Genomic DNA, 16,970 nt, shown 5'->3' on the forward strand with positions numbered 1-16,970 from the left:
GCGAGGGCCCGCCGCTTCTGGTCTGCCTGATTGCGCCTGACCGTTGGTGATCCGGTTGTCGCACGGCGCGGTATCGCGCGGGGCGAGGGCTGGTATCGCCGCGGTATCGCGGCCATTGACGGCAGTTGCGGACGGGTCGAGAGTCGGGGTGTGGGTATCGCCGTTCTCGGCCCGCTCACGATCGAGGGGGAACACAAGGTTCTCGGACGACGTGATCGCGTCGTGCTCGCTGCTCTGGTCGTCCACCCGGGAGAGGTGGTCAGCGCAGAGGAGCTGGCGGACGTGTTGTGGGGTGAGCAACTGCCGCCGTCGTGGGCCAAGATCGTGCAGGGGTGCGTGGTCCGGCTGCGCAAGCTGCTGGGCGTTCAGGCAATCGAGACCACCGCGCTGGGCTATCGGCTGGTCGTGCCGTTGGACGAGATCGACGCCCAGCGCTTCGAGCGCGCCGTCTCTCGGGCGCACGAGCTCCTCGCCGCCGATGACGCCGAGCGGTCGGCGCTTGTGCTGGCGGACGCGTTGGCGTTGTGGCGGGGCCGGCCGCTGACCGAGATCGACGGATGGGACGCCGCGCGGATCGAGGCGGCCAGGCTGACCGAGCTCCTGTACACAGCCGAGGAGTTGTACGTCGAGTCCGCCCTGCGGGCAGGCCAGCACGACAGGGTCCTGGCGAAGGCGCAGGCGCTGGTGGCTGAAGCCCCGTTGCGCGAACGTCGGTGGGCGCTGCTGGCCACGGCGCAGTACCAGTCCGGCCGTCAAGGTGAGTCGCTGCGCTCGCTCCGCCAGCTCCGCTCGGTGCTGGATCGTGAGCTCGGCCTGGATCCGGGACCGGAGATCGCCGCCTTGGAGCAGGAGATCCTGCGGCAGGATCCGGCGCTGGTGGTGGAGAGCGCGCTGCCCGAGCCAAGCGCGGTGTGCCCGTATCAGGGACTCAAGCCGTACGACGTCGACGACGCGGAGGTGTTCTTCGGTCGGGATGCCGACATCGCCGCGTGTCTGCGGCGGCTGGCCGACAGCTCGGTCCTCGCCGTCGTCGGGCCGTCGGGGTGCGGCAAATCCTCGCTGGTCCGCGCAGGCGTCACCGCCGCCCTGCGCCGCGACGGGGTGCGGGTCGTCGTGATCACCCCCGGCGTGCACCCAGTCGCTGCGCTGGCAGATGCGATGCCGCGGTCCGGCCCGACGCCGGCGCTGCTGGTCGACCAGTGCGAGGAGGTCTTCTCGCTGTGCCAGGACACCGCGGAGCGTGACGCGTTTCTCGGCGCGCTGACCAGGCACCTGACTGCGGCGCCGCTGATCCTGTCGTTCCGGGCCGATCGGCTGGCCGACATCTCGTCCCATTCGGGGTTCGCGCGGGCCGTGGAGCAGGGCCTTTACCTGCTCGCGGCCATGGCGGAGGCCGACCTCCACGCCGCGATCGAGGAACCGGCCCGGCTTGCGTCGCTCGTGGTCGAGCCAGGTCTGGTGGACCTGTTGGTGAACGAAGTGGCCGACCAGCCCGGTGCGCTGCCGCTGATGTCGCACGCGCTGGCCGAGACCTGGCAACGTCGCGAGGGCCGGACCCTGACCGTCGCGGGCTACAACGCCTCGGGTGGGATCCGCGGCGCGGTCGCCCAGTCCGCCGAGGCGGTCTACGAACGGATCCCGCCTCAGCGTCGCACGGTGCTGCGCGACCTGCTGCTGCGGCTGATCACCCCCGGCCCGGACGGCGAGCCGGTCCGCAGCCGGCTGCCGCGGCGCCTGGTCGTCACCGGACCGGACAACGAGGCGATGGTCGACCTTCTGGTCGCCGCGCGGCTGGTCACCAGCGACGACGGCATTGTCGAGCTCGCACACGAGTCACTCGCCCGCGCCTGGCCCCGGCTGCGCGCCTGGCTGGATGACGACCTGGAGGGCCAGCGGATCCTGCACCACCTGACCGTCGCCGCGGACTCGTGGGACGGTCTCGGTCGTCCCGACAGCGAGCTCTACCGCGGCGTCCGCCTCGCCAAGGCCCTGGAGTGGCAGCAAGACACCAACCCGACGCTGACCGACACCGAACGCGACTTCCTCGCGGCCGCCCGCCGCTTGTCCGAGGCCGAGCTCCGCGCGGCCGAAGACATTGCCCGACACCAGATCCGGGTCAACCGCCGCCTCCGCACCGCCCTCACCACCGCCGCGTTCCTGCTCGTCGGCGCACTCATCGCCGGCTTCGTCGCTGTCCGCCAAGCCGAGCGCGCCGACCGGGAAGCGGCCGCCGCCGAGCAAGCGGCGGTGGCCGCGGATGCCGGCAAGGCCGGCGCGAAGGCCGTGGTACAGGACGACATTGGCAAGTCCATGCTGCTCGCCGTGGCCGGCCTTCGGCTCGACGACACCCCCGAGTCCAGGGACAACCTGCTCGCCGTACTTGCCAAGAACTCCCAGCTGATCCGGTCGTTCGAGACCGAAAGCCTGGACGTCGGCGGCCTGGACGTCAGTCCGGACGGCAGGACTGTCGTTGTGCACGACTGGACCGGCACGGCCGTGCTGTACGACCTGACGACCGGCAAGCCGACGGCTGAGCACCGGCCCGAAAGCCAACCGGGCCAGGAACCCGAGGACGGGTGGGGAGCAGTCTTCAGTCCGGACGGCCGTCATCTGGCTATCGGGATGCCCTCGCCGACGACTCAGCCGGTGCTACTGCTCGATCCGAAGACGCTGGAACCGGTGGCGGAGTCGCGGCAACTACCACGCTCCGGGCTACCGGCACGCGCGACGCACGTCAGCTACAGCAGGGACGGGAACTCGCTCACAGCCATGCTGCACTCTTACCGCAACGGGACACCGACCGATGGGGCCACAGTGCTCGTCTGGGACGTCCGACCGGGTGGGCCACCGAAGGTACGGATGACCCTGCAACTGTCGGACCTCGCGGGGAACGGCGGGCTGGTGATGAGCCCGGACGGGAGCCGGCTGTACACGAGCAGACCGCTGAGTGCCTACGACGTCCCGACCGGGACGCTGCGCTACTCGCGACCCGAGCTCAAGTACGGCGGCGTCGACGTCGCCCCGGACGGCTCGACGCTTGCCATCGGCGGCTTCCTCGCCGGCTCGAATCTGGACCCCGGCCAGGTGCTGCTGATCGACGCAGCGACCGGACTTCGCGAACGCCCGCTGCGGCGACACGACGAGGCAATTGCCAAAGTGCGCTTCTCCCACCGCGGGACCCTGCTGGTGACCACTACAGCCGAGCTGCAGGCGACCGTGTGGGACGTGAGAGCCGGCCGCGCGGTGGAGGACATCAATGTCGGCCAGGCGGGCGTCAACGGCGTCGGCTTCAGTCCGGACGACGCGACCCTCTACGTGGCCAACGAAGGAGCCCTGCGCAGCTACGACCTCGCGGGCGGCCGCAGATACATCGAACACCTCATCCCTCCGACCGGCGGCGACTACGGCTGCATCATCCTGGCCCCCGGCGGCAAGACCACCTACCGCCAAGGCCCCGCCGGGGTCTCGTTCAAGGACGTCGAAACGCACAATGCCACCAGGCCAGTCCCGCTCCCCGGGAACTGGTGGGAGACTGACACCGGCAACTGCGCCGCCTGGCACCCCAACGGAGAACGAGCGGCGACGATGAAGTCGGACGTGCTCAGGGTGTGGAACGCGCGAACAGGTGAGCTCATCGCCAGCCGCCCGGTGGCAGGCAGTCGAGTCTCGGACTTCCACTACGCCGGGCGAGACGGCAGCCGGCTTGCCATCGGCCAGGTGTCCGGCGTGGCCACGCTGCTGGACTCCAACACCCTCGAAGAGGTGGGCACACCGGTCCAGCTGAACGGCTCGATCAACTGGTTGTCAGCAGGCCCCGACGGCCACACCGCCGCGGTGCTCACCGGAGACACCATCGCGGACGGGGTCAAGACCACGGGTTGGGCACTGCTCGATCTCGAGGCCGGCGAGGTGATCCGCTCGGGCCGGCTGTCGCTAGCCGACCCCGAGGTCGTGGCACTCTCCCCGGACGGACGACATATCGCGGTCACGAGCGCGCAGGGCGAGGTACTCGTGCTCGACACCGCGGCTGGCGCAGCGCCAGGACGGCCCGTGAAGGTCAAACGGGGCGCGAACAGTCTCGCGTTCTCGGCCGACGGTTCCCTCCTGGTGGCGCCCGGTGAGGGCACGGTGAACTTGTACGACGGCTCCACAGGCGCTCCACTTGGCTCCGTCGTCGTCCCGAACCGGACAACCGTCACGGCGGACTTCCGGCCTGACGGCCACACCGTAGTTATCGCGTCCTACGACGACGCGATCTACACCTGGGACACCCGCCTCGAGCACACCATCGAGTACGCCTGCCGAACAGCCGGCCGTGACCTGACCGTCGAGGAATGGCACGAGAACTTCGCCGGCCGGCCCTACCGCAAGACCTGTCCCTGATCGTATCCAGGTCAGAGCTGCGCTGCCTCGGCGAGTGCGGTCAGTAGTGCCGCGATCGCGGGTGGGTCGGGTGGTTCGCCGTACGTCGCGGCGTACACGTGGCGCCGCGAGCCGGGCAGCTCGGTGGCGACGATGCCCTCGGCGCGGTGAGTGCGCAAGGCGAGGCCCGGCATCGTCGTCACGCCGAGTCCCGCCGCGACCAGGGCCTGCATCACCACCATGTCGTCGGACGTGTAGGCGATCCGCGGTTCGTAGCCCTCGGCGGCGCACAGCGAAACCAGGTGACTACGGCAACGATCGCAGCCGGCGATCCAGGTCGCGTCGCGGAGCCCGGCCAGCTCGGCCGTCCGATCCCGGGACAGGACGTACAGCGGATCGTCCAGCAGGTGATGCAGTCGTACGCCGGACGGCTCCGGCTCGGTCTCGTCGTACCGGAAGACGATCGCGACATCGATCTTCCCGGTCCGCAGTAGCTCCAGCGCCTCGGGCGGATGCGTGTCGAGGAGGCTGATCCCGAGACCCGGGTGCTTGCCGGCGAGCACCGCGAGAGCGCCCGGGACGAGCGACCCGATCGCCGACGAGAAGCCGGCCAGACGGACCCGGCCCGCGCTCAGGCCGACGTGGGCCGCGAGTTCCGCATCGACGGCGTCGATCCGTCCGATGATCTCGGCGGCACGGTCGGCCAGCAGCCGGCCCGCCTCGGTCAGCCGGATGCCGCGGCCGGCACGTTGCAGCAACTGCGCCCCGGTCTCGGCCTCGAGGCGCGCGAGGTGGTGGGTGACGGACGGCTGCGAGTAGTGCAGCTCCCGCGCGGCGGCGGTGACCGATCCGTTCCGCGCGACCGCGTCGATCACGCGCAACCTCGTGACATCGAGCATGTATCAAACCCATCTATGGGTGAGCACGAAACTTGGCATTAGACGTTATGGGTTGCCGGGCGCAGGCTCAAGACATGACCACAACACAGCTCGCCACCAGCACTTTGACCGCCCTCGTCGAGGGTGTCCGCACCGCGATCGGCAGGCACGCCGACTGGCACGACACCGCCGGCCTGGTCGCCGACGAACTCCGCCGCCACTTGCCGAGCCCGGACGAGATCATGACCGCCGAGGAGCGTCTCGGCTCCGCGGACGGCTACCGCAGCCGCACCCTGTACGTCGAACCGGACGGCTCGTTCTCGATCATCGCGCTCGTGTGGCGCCCCGGCCAGGTGACGCGAATCCACGATCACGTGACATGGTGCGTGTTCGGCGTCATCCAGGGCGTCGAACACGAGGACTTGTACGACAGCGACCTCCGGCTGATCGGCCGCAGCGACAACCACGTCGGCGAAGTGAGCGGATTCGCGCCACCCGGGGACATTCACCGGGTCCACAACACGTCCGACAGCACGGCGATCTCCATCCACATCTACGGGACGGATGTCACCCGCATCGGCTCAAGCGTGCGGCGCTACTACGACTGAGCCTCCTCCATGCTGTCGAGTACGGCGAGTTGCCCGGGGGAGAGGTGGATCGCACCGGCCGCCAGGTTCTCCTCCAGATGCCGAGGGCTCGACGTACCAGGAATAGCCAGGACGTGGTCGCCCCGGCCCAACGTCCAGGCGAGCCGGATCTGCGCCGGCGTCGCGTTGTGCTGGTCGGCGACTTCCTGTACCGCGTCATTGCTGGAGACGCCGCCGACTTCCCGCGACGCCGCGGTCAGTGCGAAGAAGGGCACGAAGGCGATTCCCTGCTCGCCGCAGACGCGCAGGATGTCGTCATTCACCCGGCCGAAGCCGACGCCGTACCTGTTCTGCACAGCGACGATCGGCGCGATCTCCTGCGCTTGCGCGAGGTGTTCCACCCGGACGTTCGACAGGCCGAGGTGTTTGATCATGCCCTTGGCCCGCAACTCGGCCAGGACTCCGAAATGCTCGGAGACGTCGTCGAGGCCCGCCTGCCGGAGGTAGACGAGGTCGAGTGTCTCCACCCCGAGCGCGCGCAGGTTGCCTTCGACCAACGCCGGCAATCCATCCGGCCGGGCCAGCCCGCTCTCGGTCGGCCCGACCTTGGTGGCCACGACGAGATCGTCTGGGTACGGCGCCAGCGCGCGGCGGATGGCCTCGTTCGCCCACCGGAGTTCTTCGAACGAACGCGTCTGCCCGCCCTCGGCGTACGTCGGATAGAAGTCGGCGGTGTCGAGGTGGTTGACACCGAGCTCGACCGCTCGGCGCAACAGCACGACCGCCCGCTCCTGCACGTCCGGCCCGCCGCCGGTGCTGCCCGCGAGCCGCTTCGTCCCGAACCCGACCCGACGGATGGTCGCGTCCCCGAGGTGCCAGAATTCCGTCGACTTGCTTTCCGGAATTGCTGATGATAAATTTGATTGTAGGGTCGTATTCTCTTGCATATTCTGCATTCGGCCAGGATAAATCCTAGAATCATTTTCGTCCACCCTTTCCGCGCGATTTCTTCAGTGCTTCGCTACGCTCGTCGGGTGGATCTCACTCAGCGCCAACGGGACCTCTTGCAGGAGTGGCTGCCGAACGCCGAGGTTGTGACCGACCACAGTTGGGGCCTGGTGGGGACCGTCGTCCTCGAGCTCCGGCTCCGCGGCGAGCGCTATATCGCCAAGGCCGGCGACGCGGCCGACCACCATCTCGCGCGAGAAATCCAGGCCCACCGCAGCTGGCTGACGCCATGGACCTCGCGGGGGAGCGCGCCGCAACTCGTCCGCGCGGATGACGAGGCCAAGCTGATCCTCACGCGCTATCTGCCGGGGGAGTTGGTGGAAGGCACCGCGGCGGAATGGGTGCCGGAGACCTATCGCCAGGCCGGTGAACTGCTCGCGGTATTTCACGGCCAATTCGCCGTACCGGACGAAGCCTATGAGGCCCGGGAGAATCGGCGGACGCTCGACAATCTCGGCAAGTCGCACACGATCTCGCCGGCGCTCACGGATCGTTTGCGTTCGGAGATTGAATCATGGCCGACCCCGACGGCCGCGCTGGTGCCGACGCACGGCGACTGGCAACCACGCAATTGGCTGATCGACAACGGCATCGTCGGCGTCATCGACTTCGGCCGCGCGGCACTCCGGCCGGCTGCGACCGATTTCGCCCGGCTGGCCGCGCAGCAGTTCCGATCCGACCCAGCCCTCGAGCCCGCCTTCTTCGACGGCTACGGCCAGGACCCACGGGACCCGGACACCTGGCACCGCGCCCAACTCCGCGAAGCCGTCAACACGGCCGTGTGGGCACATCAGGTCGGCGACAGTCCCTTCGAACAACAGGGTCACCGCATGATCGCAGACGCTCTGCGCGAGAGCTGAAACCTGCGCCCGCACCTCACCAGACTCGTAGCGAGGCTCAGCTGACGGTGCCGGAAAGAATTTTCGTGGTGGGATGTCGAGAACCCGTGGGTGGCTTCGTCCCCGGAGTGATCGCGGCCAGAATGGGCCGTACCGCACCAAGGAGAACACGATGGCCAAGTACCTGCTGCTCAAGCACTACCGAGGCGCACCGGCAGCGGTGAACGACGTGCCGATGGACCGGTGGACGCCGGAGGAGGTGTCGGACCACATCCAGTACATGCAGGACTTCGCCACCCGGCTCGAAGGCACCGGCGAGTTCGTCGACGGTCAGGCGCTCTCGCCGGAGGGCACGTTCGTCCGGTACGACGGCGAGGGCCGGCCGCCGGTCACCGACGGCCCGTTCGCGGAGACCAAGGACCTGATCGCCGGCTGGATGGTCATCGACGTCGACACCTACGAGCGCGCGCTCGAGCTGGCCGGCGAGTTGTCCGCGGCTCCGGGTGCCGGTGGGAAGCCGATCCACGAGTGGCTCGAGGTCCGCCCGTTCCTGACCGAGCCCCCGACCATCACGGAGTGACCTCCGTGGACGAGGCCCTGCTGCGGACCCTCACCCCCACTGTGCTCAGCATCCTCGTCCGTCGCGGAGCCGACTTCGCGGCGGCCGAGGATGCCGTGCAAGACGCTCTGGTCGAGGCCGTGCGGGTGTGGCCCGACGACCCGCCGCGGGACCCGAAGGGCTGGCTCGTCACCGTGGGCTGGCGAAAGTTCCTCGACGCCACCCGCGCCGACACCTCGCGGCGGAACCGCGAGGTACGCATCGAGGGCGAGCCCCAGCCGGGCCCGACTGAAGTCGTGGACGACACCCTCCAGCTGTACTTCCTGTGCGCGCACCCGTCCCTGACACCGGCCTCGGCCGTCGCGCTCACGCTACGCGCGGTCGGCGGCCTGACCACGCGACAGATCGCGCAGGCCTACCTCGTGCCGGACACAACCATGGCGCAGCGGATCAGCAGGGCCAAGCGGACCGTCTCCGGCGTCCAGTTCAACCAGCCCGGCGACGTCGCCACCGTGCTGCGCGTGCTCTACCTGGTTTTCAACGAGGGCTACTCGGGCGACGTCGACCTCGCCGCCGAGGCGATCCGGCTGACTCGCCAGCTGGCGACCAGGATCGACCATGAGGAGGTCGCGGGTCTGCTCGCGCTCATGCTGCTCCACCACGCCCGGCGCCCCGCACGGACCACACCCGACGGGAGGCTCGTCCCGCTCGCCGAGCAGGATCGCAGCCGATGGAACACCCGCATGATCGCCGAGGGCGTCGAGATACTTCAGGCAGCCCTGGCCCGCGACCGCCTGGGCGAGTTCCAAGCCCAGGCCGCCATCGCCGCACTTCACGCTGACGCCCAGACGGCTGAGGAGACTGACTGGGTGCAGATCGTCGAGTGGTACGACGAACTCGTGCGCCTCACCGACAGCCCGGTGGCCCGTCTCAACCGGGTCGTCGCACTGGGCGAAGCCGACGGTCCACGAGCCGGCCTGGCCGCCCTGGCCGCACTCGACCCGGCCTTACCCCGCTACACCGCCGTCGCCGCCTACCTCCACGAGCGCGACGGCGACCCCTCCACCGCAGCACGCCTCTACGCCGAAGCCGCCCGAGCAGCCACCAGCCTCCCCGAACGCGACCACCTGACCCGCCAAGCCGCCCGTCTCAACAACCTTTGATGCGGTGTTATCTGGGGGCCAGTACGCAGAACTCGTTGCCGTCCGGGTCGGCCATGACGACCCAGCAGACGTCGCCCTGGCCGATGTCGATGCGGGTCGCCCCAAGCGCGACGAGGCGGTCGACCTCCGCCTGCTGATCGCCGTCGGCCGGGGGAGCGAGGTCGAAGTGCAGCCGGTTCTTGCCGGTCTTCGCGCGTACGGGCGGACCGCCCCACGTGATCTTCGAACCGCCGCGCGGCGACTGGATCGCGGTCTCCTGGTCCTGGTCCCAGACCAACGGCCAGTCCAGCGCCTTGCTCCAGAAGTACCCGACCTCCTGCGAACCGTCGGACGACAGCGCCCCGATGAAGCCAGTGCCGGCCAGGAAGTTGTTGCCCGGCTCAATCACGCAGAACTCATTGCCTTCGGGATCGGCCAGCACCACGTGCAGTTCTTCCGGGAGCTGACCGATGTCGATATGCCGGCCACCGAGCTCGAGCGCTCTTGCCACCGTCTCCTGCTGCTCCTCCAGCGACGCACTCGTCAGGTCAAAGTGCATCTGATTCGGCACAGTCTTCTGCTCGTGTGTCGGCGCGAACCGGATCCGAAACCCGGTGTCGTCACTAGGCAGCAACACGAGGCCGTCGTCAGCAACTTCCCGCCCCAGCACCCCAGCCCAGAAACGCGCCAGACGGAGCGGGTCATTCGCATCGAAGCAGAGTGCCTCGAGTTCAGAAGTCATGCCGCTCCTCATCCCCACAGTGCCTGCCCGAGCCAGCAACGCTAAGTGCCCGCGACACACCACGCAACGCGATTAGGATCGCTGCCATACTCGAACGTATGTACGACGTGATCGAAGAGTCATCCTTCGAGGTCGACCGCGGCCAGGTCAGCATTAGTGCTGTCCTGTGGCAGGTGCCGACCGCCGAGACCGCTCGTCCGCTGGTCTTGCTCGGTCATGGCGGAAGTGGCCACAAGCGGAGCTCGCGGCAAGTGGAGCTCGCCCATCGGCTTGCGCGATCCGGACTGGCGGTTGCAGCGATCGACGGGCCGTTTCATGGCGAGCGGGTCGCGGAGCCGCTGAGCCCAGCGGCGTACCAGCAACTCATTGTCGACAGGGGAGTCGAGCGTGTTCTGGACGATCTGACCGAGGACTGGCTGGCGCTGATCGCCGCCGTCAGCCGGCACGCGCAGGTTCGCACCGACAGGCTGGGCTACTTGGGCATGTCTATGGCAACAAGATTCGGCCTGCCCTTGGCGGCCGCACTCGGCGAGCGACTTCATTGTGCTGTGCTGGGCAAGTTCGGCCTGGAGCAGAGCCCCGCACTGCACCCCGGCATGCACACACCTCAGCGAATCATGAGCGACGCGTCGTGTGTCGTCGCGCCCGTGATGTATCACGTCCAATGGAACGACGAGATCTTCCCGAGGGCCGGGCAGTTCGCGTTGTTCGACGGCCTGGCGTCCTCGGACAAGCGCCTCGTTGCCTTCCCCGGACCACATGCGGGCTCGACTGACGCCGTACTCAGGACGTGGTGCCGGTACCTGACGGAGAAGCTCCTGGATTCGAGCGGGCGCTAGCCCAGTTGGTCGCGGCGGCGGGTGAGGTAGGCGGTCTCGGCGGTGTTGCCGGCAAGTTCGATCGCTTTGTCGTACGCCGAACGCGACTGCTGACTGCGGCCGAGCCGGCGCAGCAGGTCGGCGCGCGTCGCGTGGTAGGCGTGATAGCCGGCCAACTTGTCCTCGAGACTGTCGACTGCCGCCAGCGCCACGTCCGGGCCGTCGAGCTCGGCGACCGCGATGGCGCGGTTGAGGGCGACGATCGGGGTGGGGTCAAGGTGGACTAGCTGGTCGTAGAGGGCGACGATCTGCGACCAGTCGGTGTCGCGGATGTCGCGGGCGGAGGTGTGTACGGCGTTGATCGCGGCGAGGATCTGGTAGCGCCCCGGAGCCATCCCGGTGGCCAGGCGCTCGCGCACCAGACGGTGGCCCTCGGCAACCATCGTCGCGTCCCAGGCGCCGCGGTTCTGCTGGTCGAGGGGGACCAGTTCGCCGCTCGCCGACACCCGGGCCGTGCGACGTGCCTCGGTGAGGAGCATCAGCGCCAGCAGCCCCGCCACCTCGCCGTCCTCCGGCAGCAGCGCGCGGATCAGGCGCGTGAGCCGGATCGCCTCGGCGGTCAGCTCGTGGCGGACGGAGTCGGTGTCGGGCCCGGTCGCCAGATAGCCCTCGTTGAAGACGAGGAAGAGGACGGTGAGTACGCCGGTCAGGCGGGCCGGGAGATCCTCCGCGGACGGCACCCGATAGGGGATGCGAGCGGCCTTGATCTTGGCCTTTGCGCGGGTGATCCGCTGTCCCATGGTGGTCTCCTGCACCAGGAAGGCACGGGCGATCTCGGGCACCGTCAGACCGCCGACCATGCGCAGCGTCAGCGCGATCCGGGTGTCCATCGCGAGTGCCGGGTGGCAGCAGGTGAAGATCAGCCGGAGCCGCTCGTCGTCGACCGCACCGAGAGGCTCGGGCGGGTCGTCGTACACCATCTGAGCCTCCTTGTGTTTGTCGTCCCGCTTGCTCTCGCGCCGGATCCGGTCGATGGCCTTACGGTTGGCGGTGACGGTCAGCCACGCGCCTGGATTGGGGGGTACGCCGTCGGCCGGCCACCGCTCCACGGCGATTGCGAACGCTTCGGCCGCCGCTTCCTCGGCGATATCAAGGTCACCGAAACGCCTGGCCAAGCCGGCGACCACCCGCGCCCACTCCTCGTGGTGCGCCTGGGTGATCGCCTCCGGGACGTCGGCCACACTCACAGGAACGGCCGCACCTCGATCTTCCGATCGCAGACCTTCGACGCCTCGGTGGCGAGCTTGAGCGCCACATCCAGATCGGGGGCCTCCCACACCCAGACGCCGGCGAGGTACTCCTTCGACTCCACGAAAGGCCCGTCGGTCACCACCGCCTGCTCGCCCCGGTTGTCGATGACCGTTGCCGCGTCGGTGGCCGCGAGTCCGCCCGAGAACACCCAGTAGCCCTCGGCCATCAGTCGTTCGTTGAACGCGCTGATGGCGGGCTGCCTGTCCGTGCTGCCGGGCTTGCTCTTGTCGTCGATCACGGAAACCAGATATTGCATCTCGACATCATCTCCTGTGCTGTCAGGCGCCCCTCGCAGGCTCCCACTCACCCTTTCAACGAACACCCACACCCCGATCCGACACCACTTCCCGAAGATCTTCCAACCTCCCAGGGGAGTGTCCCAAAACCCACAAGTTGACATAATGTCGCTTATCGGCGCTCACTCAAGAGGCGGCGGAGGCTCGGAAAGTACGTCGATACGCCACGGGCACTCACTCGGGTTCTCTCTGGAGAAGTTGGCGGGAGGATGCGAACCGAGTCTCTCGTAGACCGGTACGGCCTTGCGGCCGGAGTGAACTGTCACTCGACTCGCGCCAAGGCGAAAGGCGTGTTCTGATGCGGCCTGTACGAGCGCCGAGCCGATGCCGTTCCCGCGCTGCTCCGGTACGACGAAGACGCTTTGGATGTCCGCCGAGCGGCGATTGGTGGTACCCGGCCTCGGCGCCCGTGGAACGAGCGCCAGCCACGCCATCCCGACGACGTCGGACTCGGAAAGTCGAGCGACGAAGGCGAGATGCGAGTCGTCGTGCTCGGTCCACCACGCGGCAAGGTCAACCACGAATGAGTCGACCGACTGCTTGGCCTGCTCGTCAGGTGCGGCATTCAACCAGAGCAGACGAGCCAGGTGCTCCAGGTCAGCCTGCTCTGCGATGCAAATGTCCATGCGACCAGTGTTTCGCGCGACGGGGCCAAGCTGTGTCCCGCAAGGGTTTCTGGGTCCCTTGGGTTTCCCGCGCGGTCGCGCGGATCGGCTCGTGGGTGCTGGTAGGGCTGCTGGCGCTTGGAACGCTGGCGAACTTCTTGTCCCAGAGTCCGTGGGAACGGTTCCTGTTCGGCCCGGTGACGTTGGTGCTGGCGAGACTGTGCTTCGTTGTCGCTCGTGCCAGTACCGCTCCCGTTACCGCGTCGGCTTCTCGGCGGTCATGGTTGCGGCGACCCCGTGCTTCGACATGAGCTCGAGCAGCAGGTCGTGGCCCTGCGTGAAGTCCCATTGCTCGGCGAGCATCCCGGCCTCCCGGGCACCTTCGACGTTTCGTGCGTTGTCGTCGATGAACAGGATCGTCCCGACATCGGCACCGATCCGGCGAGCCGCCTGGACGAAGAAGGCCGGGTCGGGTTTGGCGACGCCGAGGTCGTACGAGTAACAACTAACGTCGAACAGATCGTCGTACCCGAGGGCCGTCCGCATGTGACCGCCACGGTAGCGTTCCTGATTCGTCCCCAGGTGGACGCCGTACCCGTTCCGCTTGAGTACTCGCGCGATGCCGATCGATTCCTCGATGACCGCGATGTTCTTCCAGACCGCGTCGTACACCTCGGCCACCGGCGTGACCACTCCGTAGTTCTGGAGTGTCGCCGCGAGAACCGGCATGTAGTCGCCGCGGCCGGCGAGCATCGGCAGTTCGTCAACCCAGGTCTGATGGAGGAAGTCACGGGCCCTGTCACCGAGATACGGCTCCATGGCCGCGTACCAGCCCCCGGGCAGGTCCTGCAGGACGCCGTCGGCATCCAACAGCACGTGGCGAACACTCGACTCAGCGACCGCCGGCCGGCAGTTCCTCCAGGCGGCCACGGCGATGTCGATGATGTCGGCGCGTGGAGTTAGGGATGGGATGTCGGTGAGTGGGATCCAGCGGGCGAAGGCTGTGGTGCCGTTGACTTCGGTGGTGCCGAGCGAGCCGCCGGTGATGGTGGCCGCGAAGATGACTCGGACGGATTTGTACGGGCGTCTGTCACGCCCGGGGTCCAAGAGGGTGAAGTGATTCGTCGCGATGGGATTGCCGACCGAGACCGTGTAGCCGGTCTCCTCGAGCACCTCGCGGACGACGGCGTCCGGCAGGGACTCGTCGTACTCGACGCCGCCGCCTGGCATCGTCCAGCCGGCCGGTGAGTTCTCATTGCCGACGAACCAACTCAGCAACAGCCGGTCGTGTTCGTCGACGATCACCGCGTACGCCGCCAACCGGGTGTCGTATTCGCTGAAGTGCACCGCCCGACGATAGCGAGAACCAGGGTCTCAAGCAGAACAGCGCGGGGAACGGGCCACGCTCAGGGGAGACACGTAGGTCTCCCCCAGGCCCGCTCCCCCGTGCGGTCGACTACTCAGCGTGTTCGATCGGTCAGCGGTCCTGGATCAGGCCGAGGACGTTGCCGTCGGGGTCGGTGAAGGTGGCCACCAGGCGGCCGCCGCCGACGTCCTTCGGGGCGTCCTTGAGCGCACCACCGGCGGCGGTCACCTCGGCGAGCTTGCCCTCGATGTCGTCCACGTGCCAGTACGCGATCGGCGAGGTCATGTCGCTGTTCGGCACCAGGCCGATCTGCTGACCCTCGGCCTCGAACCCGACGTAGTACGGCGAGTCCGCCGTCGGCTCCATACCGAGCAGCGCGATGTACGTCGCCTTGGCCTTCTCCAGGTCCGCCACCGGGTGCAGAACCGTCTTGATGCCTTGCGTGGAAGTCATTGTCACTCCTGAACTCTTGGGCCTCGCAGCCCTTGATGTGTACTGACTGTCACGCTATTCCCCTCACCACACCAGCGCTTCTCGATTCCTGACCGCTTCGCGCGACACCCGGTCCAAGGTTGTCTGAAGGGCGCCGAAGACGGTTGGACCGCTGCCTGGCTACCCCCGCCCGGCTGGCTTGGTCGGTCACTTTGTGCACCAGATCCGTACGGCCCGGCCCTCCGGGTACGGATCTGGTGCACAAAGTCGACCTCTCTGCTGTCGGATATCGGCTCCACCGTCCGAGGCGCCGTTAGGCGGGTGGGGGCGCGGACACCATGTCGGGACTTGGGACACCTGGTGACCTGTCCCCCCAGGTCCCGACATCTTGTCCCAGGTCCCTTCTCCGGCTCGAAATAGCTGGATCCGCGGATCGAAGCGCTGGCCGCGTCCGGCTGGTGCTGAAGGTCGCGCCCATCGGTGGCGCCGGCCGTCCCCGCCCACGCCCACCGCTGCCCACAACCCGATCCCTGAAGGCCACCGCCACCCACCGGCGCCGGCTGGCGGTGGTGGTTGTCGTCCCGCCCGGGTGTGCACCAGTCGAGCGTCGCGGCGGCGGCGGGGTGCTTGGTCGGTGCACAAAGCGAGGCGGGGCCGACAACGCACGGAAACGACAGGAGAGCCTTCACTGAACAAGTCAAGCCGGACTGATGATGGGCGTTGTGTCGTGGGCTCCGTTTGATCGCGGCGTCATTCGCCCGGCTGCGGTAGCTCCGGTGCCAGGGGCGGCCACCAAAGATAGGGGGCACCGGCCCTCCCCTCGCGTCCGCTCTTCGGCCGGGGAAAATGGCAAGCGCTGGGGCGTGGAAGGGTGCCAGGATGCCGGCATGGTTGCGCGCGCGTTGAGCTTCGGGTGGGTCATGAGTTCGCAGTTGGTGGCCCGACCGAATGTGGTGGTCGAGGTCGACGCCGTGGAACACATTGGTCCTCTCGGAAGGTCACCAGGTTGGGGCCTGGCTCCACACTGCTCGGCGGGACCAGCCATCCGAGCGGTGATCGGCACTTCGAGCCGATGAACCAGGGCACCCATCCCGAAGAGCTGCCAGCAGAGGTTCTGGCCGACGTGGCCAGCGTGGTCGGGGCACAGGTCACTCTTCTCGGTCGCCTACCCGGAGGCTTCGATGTGGGTGCCTTGCGCGTCCAGTTGGCCGGAAGGGCAAATGCAGTGCTCAAAGCATGGCCCCGGGCACGTCCCAACCAGCTGGACGAGACGTTGCGAACCCAGAGAGTCGTCGAGCACATGCGTAGGCGCGGCTATCCCACCCCGGCCTGGCTCGGAGTGGGCGCCACAGCCACTCATGTATGGCATCTGATCGACTTCGTTGACGCGGCTCCCGCGCCAGAGCTGACCGCGTCCCTCGTTGAGCAGCTGATGGAGATCAACGAACTCCAGGCCGGCCAAGCCTCCGAGCCCTACGACCACTGGTCGTACGCCTGGCGGCTCGCCACCGGTCAGGAATCCGGTCAAGACTTAGCTCCGAGTTTGTCGAGGGCTGTCGCCGGGCTTTCGGGGTATTCCTCCGTAGTGTCGGCCTTGGTCGAGCGCCTGCGGCTCGTGTGTGGCGACGTCCCACCACCGCGAGAGGCACCTGACATGGTCCATGCCGATTTCAAGCCCGACAATGTCCTGGTCCGTGACGGAGTGGTGGTGGCGGTCGTTGATATCGGGAACGCCGGTAGCGGCACGCGGGCGACTGATCTCACCACCCTCCAGTGGCACACCTTCCAGGATCCACTGGACGGTGTCCGAAGGCGGCTGTGGACGAGAATCCTCGACCTGGTCGGCTGGGAGGGGGCGGCGGTGCTCACAGCGACACAGATCCTCGTGATGCTCGAGTTCCCCATCCGTCACGGGCGCCACGATGTCGTTCCAGGGGTGGTCAAGCGCGGCCATCGCGCCCTCGACGAGCTGAACGCGCTTCGCTAACTGTCGCCGGTGGAGATGGTGTGCGAAAGGGACCTCCG

At 67.9% G+C, this 16,970-nt stretch carries 15 protein-coding genes; 7 read left to right on the top strand and 8 right to left on the bottom strand.

The genetic code is table 11. From position 1 onward, the window contains the following. The first annotated feature begins 150 nt into the window (after positions 1 to 150). Positions 151 to 4,383 carry a BTAD domain-containing putative transcriptional regulator gene (locus OG558_RS34275; RefSeq protein WP_405066683.1) on the top strand — a complete coding sequence of 1,411 codons (4,233 nt, stop codon included), beginning with the start codon at positions 151 to 153 and terminating at the stop codon, positions 4,381 to 4,383. Between the two features lie 11 nt (positions 4,384 to 4,394). On the opposite strand, the gene OG558_RS34280 is transcribed toward OG558_RS34275, so the two are convergent. Then, the gene (locus OG558_RS34280; protein ID WP_405066684.1) at positions 4,395 to 5,261 is read right to left on the bottom strand and encodes a LysR family transcriptional regulator; all 867 of its coding nucleotides are present in this window, start codon (positions 5,259 to 5,261) and stop codon (positions 4,395 to 4,397) included. 74 nt (positions 5,262 to 5,335) lie between these two features. On the opposite strand from OG558_RS34280, the gene OG558_RS34285 reads away from it, so the two are divergent. Further along, positions 5,336 to 5,848: a hypothetical protein gene (locus OG558_RS34285; RefSeq protein WP_405066685.1), complete on the top strand. Its 513-nt coding sequence runs from the start codon at positions 5,336 to 5,338 to the stop codon at positions 5,846 to 5,848. On the opposite strand, the gene OG558_RS34290 is transcribed toward OG558_RS34285, so the two are convergent. Continuing rightward, positions 5,839 to 6,783, bottom strand: a complete 945-nt coding sequence (locus OG558_RS34290; RefSeq protein WP_405066686.1) for an aldo/keto reductase — start codon at positions 6,781 to 6,783, stop codon at positions 5,839 to 5,841. The genes OG558_RS34285 and OG558_RS34290 overlap by 10 nt on opposite strands. 78 nt (positions 6,784 to 6,861) lie before the next feature. Here OG558_RS34290 and OG558_RS34295 point away from each other — a divergent pair, with 78 nt between their 5' ends. From OG558_RS34295 to OG558_RS34305, 3 genes are all read left to right on the top strand, one after another. Then, positions 6,862 to 7,695 (top strand): phosphotransferase, encoded by an 834-nt coding sequence (locus tag OG558_RS34295; protein WP_405066687.1) that lies wholly within the window; start codon positions 6,862 to 6,864, stop codon positions 7,693 to 7,695. A 151-nt stretch (positions 7,696 to 7,846) separates the two neighbouring features. Further along, complete coding sequence (locus OG558_RS34300) at positions 7,847 to 8,254, top strand: YciI family protein (RefSeq protein ID WP_328520821.1); 408 nt, start codon at positions 7,847 to 7,849, stop codon at positions 8,252 to 8,254. 5 nt (positions 8,255 to 8,259) lie between these two features. Beyond that, positions 8,260 to 9,396 carry an RNA polymerase sigma factor gene (locus OG558_RS34305; protein WP_405072250.1) on the top strand — a complete coding sequence of 379 codons (1,137 nt, stop codon included), beginning with the start codon at positions 8,260 to 8,262 and terminating at the stop codon, positions 9,394 to 9,396. Between the two features lie 7 nt (positions 9,397 to 9,403). Here the strand turns inward: OG558_RS34305 and OG558_RS34310 are convergent, their stop codons facing one another. Further along, entirely contained in the window at positions 9,404 to 10,117 is a 714-nt protein-coding gene (locus OG558_RS34310; protein ID WP_405066688.1) for a VOC family protein, read from the bottom strand. Between the two features lie 98 nt (positions 10,118 to 10,215). Between OG558_RS34310 and OG558_RS34315 the strand changes: the two genes are divergently transcribed. Beyond that, entirely contained in the window at positions 10,216 to 10,956 is a 741-nt protein-coding gene (locus OG558_RS34315) for a dienelactone hydrolase family protein (protein WP_405066689.1), read from the top strand. On the opposite strand, the gene OG558_RS34320 is transcribed toward OG558_RS34315, so the two are convergent. The 5 genes from OG558_RS34320 to OG558_RS34340 form a co-directional block, all read right to left on the bottom strand. Beyond that, entirely contained in the window at positions 10,953 to 12,182 is a 1,230-nt protein-coding gene (locus tag OG558_RS34320; protein ID WP_405066690.1) for an RNA polymerase sigma factor, read from the bottom strand. The two genes, OG558_RS34315 and OG558_RS34320, sit on opposite strands and share 4 nt — an antisense overlap. Further along, positions 12,179 to 12,502: a YciI family protein gene (locus tag OG558_RS34325; protein WP_329477169.1), complete on the bottom strand. Its 324-nt coding sequence runs from the start codon at positions 12,500 to 12,502 to the stop codon at positions 12,179 to 12,181. The genes OG558_RS34320 and OG558_RS34325 overlap by 4 nt, the downstream gene beginning before the upstream one ends. A 162-nt stretch (positions 12,503 to 12,664) precedes the next feature. Continuing rightward, positions 12,665 to 13,168: a GNAT family N-acetyltransferase gene (locus OG558_RS34330; protein ID WP_405066691.1), complete on the bottom strand. Its 504-nt coding sequence runs from the start codon at positions 13,166 to 13,168 to the stop codon at positions 12,665 to 12,667. Between the two features lie 234 nt (positions 13,169 to 13,402). Then, the gene (locus OG558_RS34335) at positions 13,403 to 14,494 is read right to left on the bottom strand and encodes an HAD-IA family hydrolase (protein WP_405066693.1); all 1,092 of its coding nucleotides are present in this window, start codon (positions 14,492 to 14,494) and stop codon (positions 13,403 to 13,405) included. Positions 14,495 to 14,624: 130 nt separating this feature from the next. Then, a complete protein-coding gene (locus tag OG558_RS34340; protein ID WP_329477163.1) occupies positions 14,625 to 14,966 on the bottom strand; it encodes a VOC family protein in 342 nt (113 codons plus the stop codon). 1,051 nt (positions 14,967 to 16,017) lie between these two features. Here OG558_RS34340 and OG558_RS34345 point away from each other — a divergent pair. Then, on the top strand, positions 16,018 to 16,932 hold the full coding sequence (locus OG558_RS34345) for a phosphotransferase (RefSeq protein ID WP_405072251.1): 915 nt from the start codon (positions 16,018 to 16,020) through the stop codon (positions 16,930 to 16,932). The last annotated feature ends 38 nt before the right edge of the window (positions 16,933 to 16,970 follow it).

The organism is Kribbella sp. NBC_01510, assembly GCF_045040325.1.
GTDB lineage: Bacteria > Actinomycetota > Actinomycetes > Propionibacteriales > Kribbellaceae > Kribbella.